The 16,702-nt window shown below is 66.2% G+C and carries 9 protein-coding genes and 1 pseudogene; 3 read left to right on the top strand and 7 right to left on the bottom strand.

The window, feature by feature from the left end; translation table 11 throughout:
* Positions 1 to 193: 193 nt before the first annotated feature.
* From AC5DRG_RS15505 to AC5DRG_RS15475, 7 genes and pseudogenes are all read right to left on the bottom strand, one after another.
* Positions 194 to 2,131: a DUF2357 domain-containing protein gene (locus AC5DRG_RS15505; RefSeq protein ID WP_491811081.1), complete on the bottom strand. Its 1,938-nt coding sequence runs from the start codon at positions 2,129 to 2,131 to the stop codon at positions 194 to 196.
* The gene (locus tag AC5DRG_RS15500) at positions 2,128 to 4,341 is read right to left on the bottom strand and encodes a hypothetical protein (RefSeq protein ID WP_491811080.1); all 2,214 of its coding nucleotides are present in this window, start codon (positions 4,339 to 4,341) and stop codon (positions 2,128 to 2,130) included. Before AC5DRG_RS15500 ends, AC5DRG_RS15505 begins: the two co-directional genes overlap by 4 nt.
* A gap of 162 nt (positions 4,342 to 4,503) precedes the next feature.
* The gene (locus AC5DRG_RS15495) at positions 4,504 to 5,850 is read right to left on the bottom strand and encodes a hypothetical protein (protein WP_491811079.1); all 1,347 of its coding nucleotides are present in this window, start codon (positions 5,848 to 5,850) and stop codon (positions 4,504 to 4,506) included.
* A 76-nt stretch (positions 5,851 to 5,926) separates the two neighbouring features.
* On the bottom strand, positions 5,927 to 9,304 hold the full coding sequence (locus AC5DRG_RS15490; RefSeq protein WP_491811078.1) for a DEAD/DEAH box helicase: 3,378 nt from the start codon (positions 9,302 to 9,304) through the stop codon (positions 5,927 to 5,929).
* A gap of 27 nt (positions 9,305 to 9,331) precedes the next feature.
* Positions 9,332 to 10,750, bottom strand: coding sequence for a protein kinase domain-containing protein (locus tag AC5DRG_RS15485; protein ID WP_491811077.1), 1,419 nt, complete (start codon positions 10,748 to 10,750; stop codon positions 9,332 to 9,334).
* A gap of 32 nt (positions 10,751 to 10,782) precedes the next feature.
* A complete protein-coding gene (locus AC5DRG_RS15480; RefSeq protein WP_491811076.1) occupies positions 10,783 to 11,439 on the bottom strand; it encodes a vWA domain-containing protein in 657 nt (218 codons plus the stop codon).
* 178 nt (positions 11,440 to 11,617) lie between these two features.
* Positions 11,618 to 12,356 (bottom strand): annotated as a pseudogene (locus AC5DRG_RS15475) (transposase).
* Between the two features lie 253 nt (positions 12,357 to 12,609).
* On the opposite strand from AC5DRG_RS15475, the gene AC5DRG_RS15470 reads away from it, so the two are divergent.
* The 3 genes from AC5DRG_RS15470 to AC5DRG_RS15460 all read left to right on the top strand — a co-directional run bounded on the left by AC5DRG_RS15470 (position 12,610) and on the right by AC5DRG_RS15460 (position 16,677).
* The gene (locus AC5DRG_RS15470) at positions 12,610 to 14,103 is read left to right on the top strand and encodes an IS110 family RNA-guided transposase (protein WP_491813049.1); all 1,494 of its coding nucleotides are present in this window, start codon (positions 12,610 to 12,612) and stop codon (positions 14,101 to 14,103) included.
* A gap of 45 nt (positions 14,104 to 14,148) precedes the next feature.
* Positions 14,149 to 14,418 carry a hypothetical protein gene (locus AC5DRG_RS15465; RefSeq protein ID WP_491811075.1) on the top strand — a complete coding sequence of 90 codons (270 nt, stop codon included), beginning with the start codon at positions 14,149 to 14,151 and terminating at the stop codon, positions 14,416 to 14,418.
* Between the two features lie 348 nt (positions 14,419 to 14,766).
* A complete protein-coding gene (locus AC5DRG_RS15460) occupies positions 14,767 to 16,677 on the top strand; it encodes a DNA/RNA helicase domain-containing protein (RefSeq protein WP_491811074.1) in 1,911 nt (636 codons plus the stop codon).
* The last annotated feature ends 25 nt before the right edge of the window (positions 16,678 to 16,702 follow it).

The raw sequence follows: 16,702 nt of genomic DNA, 5'->3' as shown, positions 1-16,702 counted from the left end.
CGCGCACTCCCACACCTTGATCGGCTACACCACGACAAGGGGCACGATCCTGTGTGCGGCCAGGGTCCGTACGCGCTCTTCTCTTGCCGAGTGTCGCGGGGCAGAACCTGGGGACATCGAAGCCGCCAAGGATGCCGCGGTGGGAATGCGATCGCTTCGGCCTCGATCAGCCAGGTCGGGATGCCTTGGTCGCTCAGGAAGGCGCTTGGGAGGAGCATCCACGTGGGCAGGAAGAGACTCGGTCCGCTCGGCCACAGGTGCCGCAAGCGGGGCAGATGGACTGGCCAGTGCGCTCCTCAGCCCAACAAGGTGACGACAGAAGGGAGCCGCCGAAGCGGCGGTCAAGATCCGATTCCGAGGCCCCGATGGTGGCGAGGCCGTCCGGATCGAGCAGAGGGAAGGTGTGGCCGCAAGCGAGGCAACGGCGGAGTTCCCACCGGGTGCTGCAGGAAGGGCAGAACACTGCGAACAGACCTTCATCACGGGCTTCGAGCGTAGGTCGACTCCTAGCGTCGGTTTTGGGGCACAGTGGACACACTTCGAGGAGCGCCGTCTTCGCCGCCGCGTCTTCAAGTGCCGCGCGCAAGTCCTGCAGCCGCTGTGCGTCATGCCTCCCCTCTCGGCCACCACCGGAGCGTGAGCGCGAACGGTTCAACAGCACGGGCAGTTGGTCGAGTTCGTTCGGCAGCGGAGCGCGTAGAACAACGACTCCGCTGGGGTACGGTTCGAGCCAATCGCACTCCGAAAGGACTGACCGTTCGGCTGCGGGCACAGACACCCTGTATGGATAACGGCGAGTGTCGGCGCCCAGGGTCGCCCAGCGTATTGCCCGCACTAGACGGCTGACGCTGAAGATGTCCAGCGGGGACAACGGGGCGACGTCGGCGCGCTGTTCCGGCGCATCACCGTCTCTGCGGCCAATGCGATAGGAGGCACGGAGGACGTCCGGTTCGGCGTCTTCCCGTGCTTGCAGCTGGCCTGGGTAGACGACGAGATCGTTCCCACATTCAGCAGGCGGTCGGCTCCGGAGGGCGTCGATGATTAAGGCAGCGACCGAGGCCGAGTCGGGAGCCGTGCACAGGTCAGTAGTTATGGGCAGCACGCGCAGAGCCTGCCGGTCTCGCCAGTGGACGGTGAAGTCGCCTGTCAGGGACCAGGTGATCGTCAACGGTGCGCCGCGCATACGGAAGCGAGTGGAGCGGCCACGGCCAGGAGCCGGTTGGTCGGCGACCGGAGTTGCCTGGAGAAGTCTGCAAGCGAGGAGTAGGAGAAGGCCGGTGAAACGTTCGAAGGCGACGCCGACTTCCTGCCGACGCCGGTCGGTCTCAGCCGCTCCGAGCTGCGGGGCCTCTATGGTGGTGCACGCCTCCCATAGCGCGGCTACCCTCCGGTAGCCGGGATCGCTGCGGAACAGGTTGGTGGGATGCAGTTCGCGGGGCGGCGCGGCACGGTGGTCGACTGAGCGTGCCAGAGGTGAGCCCAGCATGATTTCCACAGAGGCGAGGGCGGACTCAAGCTCCCGCAGGCGGATTCCCGCTGCTGCTTGGTGCCTGCTGGAGTCTTCGACATTCCTCAGAAGCCGGGTCAGGTCCTGTCGGGCCCGCCACGTGCTCTCTGCCGAGTGCATCAGAAGCCCATGCACATCGCCGACCATCCTGCTCAGGTCGCTCACCTTTGCGATCCGCTGCTGCAGATGCGTCCGCATCACGCTGAGCACGGCGACAGCAACCCGGTTCTCGTAGATGTCGGCGTCTTCCTCGCTGCGTCGGGCCAGCAGTCGGGCCGGTCTGACGCCGGCGAGCGTGTGCGAGGCCCACTCTTCCGGGCGGGCGGCCAGCCGCGCCGCCGCGCCGGGGGCAACGGAGCGCACTCGTGAAGTTGGCAGGATCTCCTCTACCGTGCGCAGCCGCGTGTACGGGCGATTACAAATCGCACGCAGAGCACCGGAATCGTGCTCGAAGGCATTCTCCACCGGCAGTGCTGAGGTCTCGTCGGAGACGTCGAGGATGATAGGTGGCATAGCCAGCCAACTGTCGAGCGTCGTGGTCCCCTCGCTGAGACGGGTTGACAACGCGAGGAGATGGCGGACGAGCAAGGAATCGAGAGCCAGCTCCTCTGCTTTCCTGTTCATCGCCGACCACGCGAACGGATCTCGTCATCCAGCAGTTGTTGCGTCGCCATGGGCTCGTGAGTGTCGTCGAATCCTCTCAGACTGTCCCCGAGGCCGGTGCGGAGTGCGTCGAGGGTGTCGGCGTGGATGTCGTACCGCCCTCGGACAGACCGCAGGATGCGGGTGGACAGGAGGTGGTCCAGAGCCTCACCCGGGCTGCCGCCTGTGGCGACCACGACGGGGGCGAACTCCTTGATCTGCAATTCCAGTCGGTTGCCCCAGCCGATACGCAATTCCTCGGCGAAGCGACGACGCCAGTTGTCGTCAAGGAAGTGAATGATGTCGGCGGCATGGGTGCCGTAGTTGGCTCGTGCTTCGCTGAAGGCCTGGGTGAGGCCTCGGTGGGCGACAGGCTCCGGAGGCGCGGTGGTGGTGTCTGGGAGCTCTGGGTGTTGCCAGGGCAGTTCAAGGACGAAAGCTCGGTCGTAGGTCTTGTCGGCGAAGCCGACAGTCGTCTCGTCGTGGTTGGCGGTTCCGATGAACCACACGTTGTCCGGAACGGCGATGTGCGTCCCGTCAATCAGCAATCGGGGAGGATTCTTGACGGGGGCTGTGGTTAGCGCCAGCCTGGCCCTGTCCTTGATGGACAGGGCCGAGAGTACTCCACTGAAGTACTGCTCAGGATGGGAGAGGTTCATCTCGTCGAGCACAATGAAGAACGGCCGATCCTTGAACGCGGGGCACTGCGCTTGGTACAAGGCCTTGGTGAATTCGGATTCGTAGAAGAGCCGGTCGAAGCTGTTGTAGTACCCCATAAGATCCTGCGGATCCCGCCAGCCAGCCTGCACCGGGACTACAGCCACGCTGCTCGGGCTGCCGAGAGCAGTCGCCAGCGCACGTGCCAGTCCCGTCTTACCGATGCCGCTGATGCCCTGGAAGAGATGAAGTCGGCTCATGGCCATGCCTGCCAGGACAAGGCGCAAATCCGAATCGCGATACGAGAGGCCGGCCCTTTGCTGGATGACCGCTTGCATCTGCTCCACGAGTGCGGGCAGTTCCGGAGCCTTGGGAACGGATGGCAGGGGTGTGCCGAAGTCATGGTCCATGCGTGAGCAGGCCGGGAAGGCGTGGCCTTCTTTGCCAGCTTGGGCAGTGGCGTTGAGCTTGGCGGCTTCCTCATTCAGTAGTTGTCGAAGCTGGCTGTTGGCGGCACTAAGCCAGTTATTGGCTTCCAGGTAGTTCTGGCGCTCGTTGACAGCGATGCGATCGCGTTGCAGAGCGGATTCCAGTTCGCCTCGTTCCCTCACCAGCTCTTCGTTGTCGGCGGCCAGCTGCATCACCTGCTGTTGCAGTTGTTCGAGCATGCGGGCATCGGCCCGAGGCGCGGTGGCGTTCTCCTCTGTCAGACGGGCATTCTCGGCACGAAGCTCGGCCAAGCGCTCGACGACCTGCTCCAGGGTTAGACCACCGAGGGAGGCCAACGCGGTCTCGTACTCAGTGAGGCAGGCCCTGAGACGTTCGTTGCTAGCAGTCAGAGCTGCCACCCGGCGTCGGCCCTCTTCCATCTGCTCCATCAGCTGGCCGGTGCGGTCTGCCACCTCACGCTCGAACCGTTCGGCACGGCCTGACTGTTGCTCCTTTAGCGCGATCCTGAGATGGGCAACGTCCTCGCGTTCCCCGTCTAACCGGGCCTGCTCGGATCGCAGGTCCCTCTCCCGCTGGGCGAGTTCGCTCTCCCGCTGGTCCAGGGCGGCTTGGGCGTCAGCAAGGCGACGCTGCGCCTCGCTCCACCTGGTCTGCCAAGCCTGGCGGTCCGTGTCGAGGGCTTCGACGGCCTCCCGGCGCCGGTCTGCCAGCCAGGATTCGAGTTCCTGGCCCGCCTCCATACGACGTTCGGCCAATCGGGCTTCGGCCGTAAACTCTCGATCAGAGAGCTCGCTCTCCTTGCGGTCGAGCAGAGCGGTTCGGGTGTCGAGCGTCTCCTGCTGCTCTTGCAGGGCTGCAGCTTGCTGAGTTTGTCGGGTGAAACGGGCATCGAACTCCGACCGCTCGGCACGGAGCCGTTCACCCTGCGCTATCAGCGCGTCTGTGGTTTCTGTCTGGCGCTTGGCGAGCGCACGGAAAAGCTGCCAGGCGTGCTCGAGTCCAGAGACTCCGCTGTCCGGCTCGTCACCGGCGGCGCTGACCAACTGAGCTTCGGTCGCCACCTGTTTGATTTCTTCAAGTAACACCGCAGTGCCGTCTGGCGCTATCGGAGGCCCCTCCGGGGCCGCTGCCGCGGATTGGCGGGTCTGGGTGGGAGCGGGACGTTGAGACGCCTGCGGCTGGCCTGGCCACACGGGTCCCTTCCCCTTACCGCGGCCCCGCGTCTGCTTTCTCCCCATGACGTTGGTTCACCCTCTTGCTGTCGGTCGGCCACCGCTCAGTCCGAGCAAGTGGCGGGCTGCTTCGTAGGTGAGAGTTCGGATGCGGTCCAGATCATCGGGGGACGGGGCGTCAGTCGGTCCGTGTGTTGCGTTGTTGCGCAGGATCCGTGACCGATCCAGGTCCTCCAGAAGCGTGGGACGCTGCCGGATGAATGCATTGAGGGGGTGCTGGTTGTTGTCTCCGGCTGCCCACACAGCCCTGATGATGTCCCCGGCCAAACTGGTCTTTGGGCTGGCGCAGTTCTTCTGCATTTCCGGGGGCACTGAGGTGGCGCCGAGCCGGAAGGCAGTCAGCACGAACGCGCGCTCTCGTACGGCTGGCACTCTTGACGTCGGCAGCTGCGCGGGGAACCTTTCGTTGAGCTCGGGAAGTATGCACTCAAAGACGCGGATCGCGTTGCGAGCCGCGTTCTCACGTTCCCGTGCGGTGTCCTTGATGAGGGCCAGCTCGATGTCCGCGAGATGGGTCAAGACCTCGGGGTGCTCACGTATCTCTTCGCCCAGAATCCGCACGACGTCAGCGCGGGCGTCTTCGGCGAGCTCCCGGTCGACCTTGCGGGCGGTGGCGGTCCGATCGCGGCGTTCCCGGCCGAGCAGGTCGTTGATCAGCCGACTCAACTCGTCATCTCGCTCGGCGCGGCCGGCCAGCAGGTCGGCGAAGACCCGCCCGTCGCCCACGGCGAACGGGTCGTGGACCGTCCACATGCGTCCAGATCCGTCATCGCCCTTGGCGGCATAGCAGACCAGGTAGGCAGGATTGGGGTCGCCATGGAATCCGATTCTGCGGGCTGCCACGGAAGCGTGGTCGGCGTTGCGGGACGCGCCGCGAAGGCCACGAGCCGCCATGTCGTGATCTCTGCAGGCTTCGAGCACAGCGCGTTCTGACGGGCGCATCGAAGAGCCGTTGCCATGCAACGCCAGTGCACTCACTTCCCGGGAGGCGCCGGCTGTGCCGAACTGGATGGTGACCCGGCGTCCGCGGTGCTCCCGCACGTCGGCGCGTACGGGGTCGGCGACCAGGATGCGTGGGAGCAGTGCCCCGCTGGCCGGGTCTTGGAAGACGCGTAGGAGCTGGGGATCGGTTTCCTTTACCTCTCCTTCGGCCACTGTCTGCCGTCCTGCCTCGGTCAGCGTGAGGCCAGGTTTCATCAGCCGGCCCTCCACCAGCCGGGCGACCACGGTGCGGCACAGGGTGGTGTCGAGTCCGATCAGCCGGGACAGGTCGCCGATGTCGCGGATTCCGGCGGCGCACAGGCGCAACACCACTGTCTGGAAGACATCAAGGGTCCGGGAGTAGCCGGTTGGTGCGGTCACTTGGTAGACCCATACCGGCAGGAGGACGGGCCGATAGTGTCCGTGGGGCGGGAAGGCGAGCTGGAATATGGGCGTCCTACGGTCGAATGACACGGCCGTCCACCCCCTTCTGGCACAGGGCGAGGAAAGCGGCCAGGGGTTTGACCTCGGAGGGCGAATCAGGGCCGAACATGTAGTCGTCGCCGACCACGACAAGCAGCCGCTGCTGACGGCTCATCGCCACGCACAGCCGGTTGGCGACGGTCAGGTGCCCATAGGCGCGCTTGGTGTCAGTCCGAGCGGCCGGAGCGCAGCTGCGTACCGTGGACAAGTAGGTGACAGAGAACTCCATTCCTTGGAAGGCGTCGACGGTACCTACCCGCAACCGGTCCAGCGGCGCGCCGTCCTCGTCCCGGCAGAGCCGGGGCACGGGGCGCCATCCATCTGCCTCAGTGAACTCGGCGAGCCCGGCCTTCTTCAGTTCCCTCCAGATCTCGGTGACCTGCGCGGCGTAGAAAGAGATGACCCCAAAGGTCAGCTGTCGGTGGCGTTCGATCAGGGCAGCGATCTCCGCTGCGATGCCCATGGCTTCAGCGTTACGGACCCGGCTGGTACCGCGTGACGTCTCGCCGCCGGACGACAGCGGTATGGGCAGCCACGCCGCGGGAACCTCTCCGTACCGGTCGATTCCGTGAGCGAACTCGGCTGCTGCACGGCCGTTGCGCAGCTTCCTGTCGTAGAAGTTGTCACTGACGAAGCTGCCGAGCACCGGATGCATCCGGAACTGGGTGTCGAGGCGGACGAACCGGGAGTGTCCATCCGGCGAGCCGTGCTCCCACTGTCTGGCCAAGCGCTGGAACAGACTCTCCTGCAACCGGTCGCGAACGTCGTCGCCCAGCGAACCCAGTTCCCGTTCCACATCGGGTTCCAGCATGTGGGGAAGCTGTTCATGGTCGCCGACCAGAACAATCCTGCGGCGGGCCTGGGCGAGTGGGATGAGCAGGTCGAGAGGGTTTGCCCGCGCCGCTTCATCGACGATGACCGACTCGAACACGCCATCTTGACCACCTGCGTCCGCCATGGCCTTGGACACCGCCTGCTGGCACGTGGAGGCGAGCGAAACGGTATAGGCACGCAGGGTGTCGTCGACCCCCTCGGGGTCGCTGCGCAGATCGTCCCGATAGTCGAGCAGCGCTGCTGCTACGGCATCGGGTGATCGGGTGACCGCCTCCGCGAGCTGTGCAGCCAGGCGGTCGAGGAGGGTCACGATCTCGGGGTCGGCGACGGTGACCTCCGGCAGCCGGATCCGCGCGGTGAGATTGTCGAGCAGCGTGTCGCGCAACTCGGTCAGCGGCTCCAGCAGTTCTGGCAGGGACGTGGTACCCCGGATCGCCGCCTGCAGAGGCTCGCGGTACGAGACGCCATCGAGCAGTGGGCTGTCGATGAGGTCGAGCCGGGTCAGCAGTGCGCGGGCCGTATGGGGGCCATCGTCCTCGAAGCCCGTCGTTGTGCAGCGCAGGGACCTTACGTACGGCAGCAGGTCCGCGCGGGTCTCAGGGTCGGCGGCGGCTCGGTGCCGGTGCCTCTCGGCTCTGTCCTTTTGCGTGCGTAGTTCCTCGACCAGTGACGGTTCGGCAATGTCGCCAAGCTCGGCCAGCACTTGGTCGAGGAATTGAGACAGAAACTCGGGCGGGACCGGTGCTGCCCGATACGTGGCGGCGAACTCCGCGGCAGCGCGTTGAGCAGCAAGATGGCGGCCTACGGGCCGCTCACGAAGCCGTAGATCGGCAGATCGAGCTGCCTCGATGCGCCAAGTGTCCAGCGCGACCGTACTGCCCCGGCCGCGGGAATCCACCTTCAGCGGAGGCAGGCCAAAGACCCAGCCCCGACTGACCAGATGGTCGACCGCTGCGTGCTGGAAACTCGTCAGCAGAGTGGTTCCGGCGATGTTTCCGCCCTCGGCGAGATCACCCAGCTGGTTCACCAAGGCGGCGATTACCTGAGTCTTGCCGGTACCCGGAGGCCCTTGAATGATTGCCACATCAGGCGTGTTGAGGGCGGTGAGCACGGCTTCCCGCTGAGCGGGTGTAGGCCCGTGCGGAGCGAAGCAGTCGAGTGCTGAGCGGGAGAGCTTCGTGATCCGCCGTTGCGCCGGCTGCGGCCAGGAGCCGCCCTCCAACAACGTCGGCAACGCGGGAATGTGCGTCCCGTCCGTGCGTAGCTTCTGCATCGCATTCTCGCGCCGGTCCAGTCGGCGCTGGTCACCGCGGTGTGCCAGATAGAGCCAGCCCGCGGGCGGCGGATCCTTCTGATCGTTGAAGGTCCCGGCAAGGCGCAGGGTCTCGGTGACGCTGTCGTATCCGGCCGGTTCACCGATCCAACCCCGGCCCTTCTGGGCGCGGGAGGCAACCAGCCATTCCCGATCCGTCATCACGGCATCGGTTGCGGAGGTCGGCACCTCCGTTGCTGCCTCGATCTCCACCCTCTCTGCCGTTGTGGAGTTCTCCAACGCGGCTCGAGTGCGAGGCAGCGCCCGGATCAGGTCCACGGTGAAGGCGCAGCGGCCGTCAGACTCGACCTTGACTGCGGTGTAGCGGATGGTCCCGAAGTCGCGGATACGTCCCCGAATGTGGCGGGCCTCCAGTTCCTGGTACCTGTCCCACATGGCCAGGTAGCCGTTCTGGTTGGCCACCAAGTCGAGCCCCTGCTGGATTCTCTCCCGGTCGCGCTGTCTGGCGGTCATGTCGCGGAACTCAAGGGCGCCGACCGCCAGGGCCTTCTGGCCAACGCCGCGGTCATGGACTGCGCTGAGCAGACGGATGATGCGGTAGCCCGCACTGTGCCTTTCGACGTCGGCCATGAGGCCGGGCCCGTGTACCCGGAAGCCGGCCTCAAAACCTCCCGCCAGTCCTGCCGAGACCACCATGCGCCAGGCGGCGCCCGAACCCCCGGGGCGGGGAGCGAGGAGAAGTTCGCGGGTCAGGAATGCCATGACGGCTGCGGCATTGGCGGCGTCGGCCCGGCCCGCGTACTTCACAGCGTCTTCCAGTACGGCATCGTTGATGTCGAGTTGCAGCCCGGAGCTGAGTGGTACGGCGAGCCCCATTGCCGGCGCGTAGATGTGGGCCCGCACGGTGAAGGGCTCGTCGGTGGCTGGCGCAGATGAACTCGCCCTGCCCGCGCGGGGCCGGTGTTGTGTGCTCGCGACGGGCGGTCTCGGCACGACCTCATGAGCAGTCACTGCTACGCAGTTGGCTCCGGCGGACCGCACTTGGTCAAGCTTGCGTTGGTCCTCGGGGCTTGCCGGTCGGACACCGTACGTGGCGGAGGCGGTGACCAAGTCGAGCTGACCGGTGGGCCGATGATAAAGGCGGATCTCCGTGCCGCGGGAGAGTTTCTGGTCGGGAAGCCCTTGTGGCACGCGGTGCCAGAGGAGCGACACGAAGATCGGTTCACCCGGCATGCGGGCCGGCATCGCTGCTTCCTTGGAGCGGACACTCACCTACCTGGCCTCCAAAGCCGTCAGACGTACCCAGCGGTGGATGGCGTCTCGCTCTCCGAAGTGCAGCGTCCAGGGTCGGCCGTCGACGGGAGCGGTTGCCTGACCTCCCAGGGCTATCTCCCGCCAGGGGCGCCCATCCTGGTGGTCGAGCCAGAGGCTGTTGCGCGAGAGGTTCAGTACGGTGGCATCCTGCCCGTCGAGTCGCACTTGAGCGATCACAGCGTCGGGGTGGTCGGGAGCAGGGGAGGCGTGACGTGCGGTGAGCACCGTCTCGGCGTCAGGGCGCAGCACGGTGAAATCCGGCAAAGGCACTTCGGATAGTCGGACGTCGGGTATGTCGTCGCCGGTCTCCGATCGGCCTTCCGACTCAGCACCCACCGGCCCGGTCAGTCCATGGTGCAGCACCCAGGCACGGTCTCGGGGTCGTCGGCACAAGAGGCATGAGGTTGCGGCAGCGCGGTAGGTCCAGCGGCACTCCGGGCACCGAATGGTTTGTGCCGCCGCGGAGTGCAGTGCTGCGGCCCACTGGGCGGCGGACGGGCGGACGAGAGGGTCGGTCACAGCGTCGATGAAGCACTGGGAAGCCAGTTCCCACAGCCGACGCGACAGCAGTTCTTGCCGAGGCGTGATGCCAACAGTGCACTCGTTGGTGCGGTCGGTGGGGTGATCGATCCACGGCAGGCGGAAGCGGTCGGCGTACTCCTGCTGGTAGTCGGGATCGGAATCCAGTACCTCGTCACCACGGAACGGATGGCTCGCTGTCAGAGTTTCGAAGACCAGCACACCAAGCGCATGGGCGTCTGCCAGGGTGGTTGCGCCGCTGGAGCCTGCAACAATCTCCGGAGCCCCGTATCCCGGGGTGTGCACCGGCGCGGAATCGACTGCCGAGACGAGACCGAGGTTGTCCACGTCGATGAGCCTGATCTCCTGCTGCTCAGGAGCGGCGGATACCAGGACGTTCGACGGAGACAGGTCTTGGTACACGATGGCTCGGGCGTGCAGGCGGGCGATGGCGTCTGCGAGTTTAGCCAGCAGACGCAGTCGGCGTTCCAGTCCGCCGGTACGCACGTACCAGGCCGCTAAATCCTCCTCATCCGAGACGCACAGAGTGTCCAAGGGCACCATCTCGTCAGCGAGTTCCATGACGTAGCCAAGCTTGGGAGGGGCAAGCAGGGCAAGTACGCCGGCCAGCGGGATATCGTCCAGCGGAAGACGCTGGATACGCCGCAGCCGAGCGTGTACGGCCTCGGCCGCTTCCTGAGTCGGAGCTGTGATCATCTTGACGGCGGTGCGTCCCCCTCGGGCCAGCCATACCTCGCCCTGGCCACCGGCTCCGATGGAATGAGACAGCGACCACAGTTGGTGATACTCGTCCTCGACTGGCCGCAGCAGACCGCCGAGGTCCCAGCGCGATGTCACCGGTTTTCCTCTCGCTGCGCGTTTCTGCTGGTTCAGGCGCCGAAGTCGGACAGGTCCTCGGGGTTCAACGCCGGTGTCCGGTCTGGGCGGGTGCTCTGGGCACGCTGAGTGACAGTGACCGTCACCCAACGGAAGTACTGCTGGATCCGACTGACATCCTGCGCCTCGAATACGCCGCTGGCCTCATCGCTGACGAACCGCCGCAGAACGGCCTTCGCCTGCTCGGTCATGTCGGGGCCGCCGATAGCGATCGCGAGTCGGGTGGCCTTTGAACCCTTGGGAGAGTCGAGCAAACGGTCGAGTGCTTCTTCCCAGTCGTCGTTGGGTTTCCCGTCGGATACGAGAATGAGGGTGGGGGAGAACGCGCGGGGTGGAAGCGTTGCCTCGTCACGCAGCAGTTCGTCGGCGAGTGTGAGAGCGGCTCCTAGTGGGGTGCCGCCCCGGGCTTGCATGTCGGTCCACGAAGCTTTGGCTGCGGGAACCAGCTCCTGGTGCAGAACGGCACCATCCTGACTGAAGGCGATCACTCCGACGTGAATGACGCCCCGCCCAACATCAGCCGTTGCGAAGTCGCTGAGCATACGGCGGATGCACTCATTGAGTACATCGATCTTCTCCTGCGGCTCCCCCATACTTCCACTTACGTCCGCCAGCACAAGGACTGGCAGCGGACGTGCCTTCGCAGCCATGAACCGCGGCGCGGTACCCACGACGCCCCCCCAACGTTCTCGACCAAGGTGATCGCTCCAGACCGGCACGCCGGTCGCGGCCAGGTCGTTCTTGGCACTGGGGCACACAAGGTACTACGAATCACGTTTGACGGTGCCTCACACGGCAAGCTTGGGTGGACATGGCCAGTGAGGTCTTTCAGCGTTTCCGCTCCAGAGTGAGGACCGCTGCTGCGATTGACGTCATTCGATTCGGGCTGCACCGCGCTCTGCGGAAGATTCGCCAGGACTTCAGACGGGCGATTCCACCCTCGACCGGGGCCCGCGCCCTCGACAGCGCCCGGTTGACGGTCTGCTGGGTGAGCGTCAGCTCGCCTCCCCGCAGGCCGTCTGGCCGGTGTGGTCACCCACGCGCTGGCATCGAGGTAGGCGAGATCGGCCAGGATCGGTCCCCCCCTGACGTTCGCAGATCCTGATGATCCGGTGGGTGCGGGCCGCGGTGAGGTCGTGACAGCGCCCGGGCAGGACCGAGGACAGCCACAACACCTCGCCATGGGGATCGGTGACCACCTGCAGGTTCACCCCATGCCGGCGGTGTTTGGCCGAGTAGTCGGCGCGGCCGTCGCACTTGGCCAGGGTGCCGTCGAGCAGGACAAACTCGGGGTCCGCCTCGCGCAGAGCGCGCAGCAGACCGGGGGCGCGGGCGGCCAGCAGATCGAGGACGTGCTGGTGTAGGCATGCGCCGTGCCGACCGAGATGCCGAACCCCGCGGCGATCTGCGCGAGGGGCTCGTGCTTGCGCAGGTACACCAGAGCGACCAGGGCACGCTGGTGCGGTGGGAGCTTGCAGCGGCGGTCACCCTCGCGGGTGACGATGAGCATGGTGACCCACTCGACCAGGGCATGAGGCAGGTCGAGTGCGGCAGGATGAGGGACCAACAGGGCTCCTGCGTCGATGGGTTGAGACTTCGAACACCTCCCTCAACGGCACGGGAGCCTTGTGCGTTGTGGCCAAGGTCGCCGTCACCCGATCGGTGGCCTGGGGCTTCCCCCAAGGCCGGGTAGTTAGCGTTTTCGCAGGTCACGCAAGGGAGTTGAAGGATTCCCGGCGCAGAGCAACGGAGCTCGTTGGTACAGGCAGTCGACCAAGACAGCTTGTCCCGAGGGAGCTCCGTTGCCCGATCATTGTGTCCTGCCGTCTGCGCTGACGGCCATCACCCGTACGGTCACGGTGGCCGCGGGCCGGTTCGCGCCCGGGCATCTGGGGGAGCTGACTGCTGTCGTGCCGTTCGAGCTGGTGGACGCGGTCCTTGCGGATACGAGGGCGGTACAGCGGCGGTTGCGTGATCTTCCGTCGCGGGTCGGGGTCTACTTCCTGCTGGCGATGTGCCTGTTCCCCGAGGCCGGCTACCGGCTGGTCTGGGACAAGCTGACCGCTGGTCTGTCCGGGATGCCGGTGGTCTGTCCGTCGGCGAAGGCGTTGCGTGACCTGCGCCGGCGGATCGGCAGCGTGCCGGTGCGGGCGTTGTTCGAGGTGCTGGCCGGGTTGCTGGCCCGGCCGACGACGCCAGGTGTGCGCTTCGGTTCGTACCGGATGGTGTCGTTCGACGGCTGCAGTTCGCTGGGGGTTCCCGATTCCGAACGGAACCGGGCCTGGCTGGGCAGGACTTCGCATCATGGCTATCCGACGCTGGAGCTGATGACGCTGGTCGAGACCGGCACCCGGGCCCTGGTCGGCGCGGTGTTCGGCCCCACCGCCGAGGGCGAGACAAGCTACGCCGGCCGGCTGCTGCATCTGCTGCGGCCGGACATGCTGGTGCTGTGGGACAAAGGATTCGACAGCAACGCCTTCCTCGCGCAGGTCACCCGTACCTTCGCGACCATGACCAACGCTCTGCTGGAGCTGCGGGACTGGCTGGTCGCCGAACAGGTCACCCTGGTGGTGATGGAGGCAACGGGCGATTACTGGCGGCCGGTGTTCTACCTGCTGGAGGACTGCCTGAACGTGATCCTGGTCAACGCCGCGCACGCCAAGGGCCTGCCCGGACGCAAGACCGACGTCGCCGACAGCCAGTGGCTGTGCCAGCTGGGTGAATGCAGCCTGCTCAAAGCCTCTTTCGTACCGCCGGAGCCCATTCGTCATCTGCGTGACCTCACCCGCTACCGCACCAGCCTCACCATGGAGCGGTCCCGGGAGGCCCAGCGGCTGGAGAAGGAGCTGGAGGACGCGCGCATCAAGCTCTCCAGCGTGGCCACCGAGATCCTCGGCGTCTCCGGACGGGCCATGCTCACCGCGCTCATCGACGGCGAACGCGACGTCCACACCCTGGCCCAGATGGCCAAGGCCCGTATGCGCCCCAAGATCCCTGTTCTGGTGGAGGCCCTGACCGGCAACTTCGGCGAACACCACGCCTTCCTGTGCCGACTGCACCTGGAGCGGATCGACCACCTCACCGAGACCATCGCAGAGTTGTCGGCACGGATTGAGGAGGAGATGCTCCCTTTCGCCCACCAGCTGGAGCTGCTTGAAACCATTCCCGGCGTCGGCCGGGCTACCGCAGAGGCTGTCATCGCCGAGACCGGCGGCGACATGGGCCGCTTCCGCACCGCCGGCCACCTCGCCTCGTGGGCCGGGGTCTGCCCCGGCCACCACGAATCCGCCGGGAAACACAAATCCGGCAGATGACGCCACGGCAACCGCTGGCTCAACGCCGCACTGGGAACCGCCTCGATGGCCGCCTCGCGCACCAAGGAGAAGACCTACCTCGGCGCCCGCTATCACCGGCTCGTACCCCGCCTCGGCAAGAAGAAAGCCCTGGTCGCCCTCGAACACTCCCTGTTGACCGCCGTCTGGCACATGCTCACCGACAACGTCCCCTACACCGACCTCGACGGCGACTCCTACGCCAAGTACGACCCCGAGCGCGCCATGCGCCGCCTCACCCGACAGGCCAACGCCCTCGGATACACCGTCCGCTTCGACCCCATCGAGGCCCCGTGAACACACCCCACCAGTCACCTCGTTGACCAGCACTCATCCTTCATTTTCGGACCAGAGGCCACACCTCCTGAGGTGCCACGAAGAGCCCGATGCCTCGGAACGGTGGGCTAGCACGGGGCCGGCACAAGCGCACCGCTGACCGCTGACGAGGGCGTCCGGCGTCGGCAGGGGAGACCAGGCACAGCGTCTGCTGCCGCCACTGCGACCTCCGGTACGACTGCCAGAACCGCCAGGTACCCTCAAACACATCGTCAACGCGGCCCGACGGGCTTCCGTTCCACTCCGGTGGAGTCTCGAAGGACATGCCCCCACCCGCACGAGTCTCTTCGTGCTGCCTGGGGGAAGTCCTTGCTGTTCCGTGCGTCCGCGAAAACGGTCGCCGTCATGGCACTCGACGGTTCGCTGTTCCTGCACCTCACCGAGCAGTTCGTTCACATGCACGGCTATCGGCCCGGAGCCTCGGAGATGCGTTCCTGGGAGCGCAGCATCCCGCTTCTGGCAGCCGCGCTCAACGACGCCGGCTTGGGCGACGTCGAGGTCATGCTGGAGTACGCGCTACCGCTGAACAGCAAGCGTGCCGACGCCGTCCTCGCAGGCCTGCACCCGGTCACGCAGGAGCCGTCCTACGTCGTGGTGGAGTTGAAGCAGTGGAGCCAGGCGGCTCCGCACGAGGACGACCCCACGCTGTGCCATGTCGACGCTTACGCGCACCCCGTGCTCAACCCGATCGAGCAGGTGCGGCGATACTGCGACTACCTGGTCAACTTCAACGGTGCGTTGGCCGAGCACAGCGAGCGGGTCCATGGAGTGGCCTTCCTGCACAACGCCACAGAGTTCGGGGTCGCGGGGCTGCGGGAGATCGAGCGCGACGGGCAGGGTCGGCTCTTTACCGGCGAGCGTCGTGGTGCGTTCCTGGACCACCTCCGGTCGAAGCTGAGCGACAAGCACCCCGGAGCTCGTGCGGCCGACGAACTGCTCGCGGGCGCCACCGTGCCGTCGAAGCAGTTGATGTCTGTGGCCGCCCAGGAAGTGCGGGAGCGACAGCAGTTCGTCCTCCTCGACGAGCAGCAGGTCGCCTACCGCATGGTGCTCAACGCGGTGGAGCGGGCGAAGCGCGCCGACCACAAGGAAGTCGTCATCGTCACCGGCGGCCCCGGTACCGGGAAGAGCGTGATCGCGCTCCAACTGCTCGGCGAGCTCTACCGGAGGGGCGTGGCAGCGGTCCACGCGACCGGCTCGCAGTCGTTCACCAAGACGATGCGCAAGGTGGCCGGTTCGCGGAAACGGGAAGTCCAGGATCTCTTCAAGTACTTCAACAGCTTCATGACCACGGAGAAGAACAGCCTGGGTGCTCTGATCTGTGACGAGGCGCACCGCATCCGGGAGACGTCTGCCAACCGCTACACCCGCGCGGCGCTGCGGACCGGTAGGGCACAGATCGACGAACTCATCGACGTCGCTCACGTACCGGTCTTCTTCCTCGATGAGCACCAAGTGGTGCGTCCCGGTGAGATGGGCACCGTGGGCGAAATCCGTGAAGCCGCGGCCAGACGCGGCATCGACTGCCATGTTGTCCCCCTGGACAGCCAGTTCCGCTGCGGAGGCAGCGACGCCTACCTGCGCTGGGTGGTTCGACTCCTCGGCCTTGAGCCCGGCGGGCCGGTCGTGTGGGAGCCCGACGACCGCATGCAGCTGCTGGTTGCCGACAGCCCTGAAGAACTTGAGGCGTTCCTCGACGCCCGCCGTGCCGAGAAATACGGCGCCCGGATGTCCGCGGGCTACTGCTGGCGGTGGTCCCCCGAGCCCAAGCCCGGCGAGCCACTGCCTCCCGACGTCGTCATCGGGGGCTGGGCCCGGCCTTGGAACCTGCGCGGGGACCGGTCGGTCTCCGGCGCGCCCCCGTCGGCGCTGTGGGCCACCGACCCGGCGGGCTTCGGGCAGATCGGCTGCGTCTACACCGCCCAGGGATTCGAGTACGACTGGTCCGGCGTCATCATCGGCCCGGACCTGGTCTGGCGAAGCGACCGCTGGGTCACCGACCGCTCCGCCTCCAAGGACCCGGTGTTCAAGAAGTCCACACCGGACACCGATGTGGACCGTCTCATCCGGAACACGTACAAGGTGCTGCTGACGCGGGGGATGGTCGGCACGATCGTGTACTCGACCGATCCGGAGACCCGGGAGAAGCTGCGGGAACTGGTGTCCAGCCGACCGAAGCCACGGCCTGCCGCGATCGAGGAGCCCCTTCTGCGGCGGTGAGCGCGTGATATCCGGCCATGATGTC

It is taken from the genome of Streptomyces sp. JLBG701, from assembly GCF_058544905.1.
Note: the sequence above shows the minus strand (reverse complement) of the source record. Positions and strands in the feature narration are given on the sequence as shown.

What these genes read in the sequence shown, in the direction of transcription:
- AC5DRG_RS15465 (WP_491811075.1), top strand. Translation starts at nt 14,149, where the DNA reads ATGGCCGCCTCGCGCACCAAGGAGAAGACCTACCTCGGCGCCCGCTAT.
- AC5DRG_RS15490 (WP_491811078.1), bottom strand. Translation starts at nt 9,304, where the DNA reads ATGCCGGCCCGCATGCCGGGTGAACCGATCTTCGTGTCGCTCCTCTGG.
- AC5DRG_RS15480 (WP_491811076.1), bottom strand. Translation starts at nt 11,439, where the DNA reads ATGGCTGCGAAGGCACGTCCGCTGCCAGTCCTTGTGCTGGCGGACGTA.
- AC5DRG_RS15505 (WP_491811081.1), bottom strand. Translation starts at nt 2,131, where the DNA reads ATGAACAGGAAAGCAGAGGAGCTGGCTCTCGATTCCTTGCTCGTCCGC.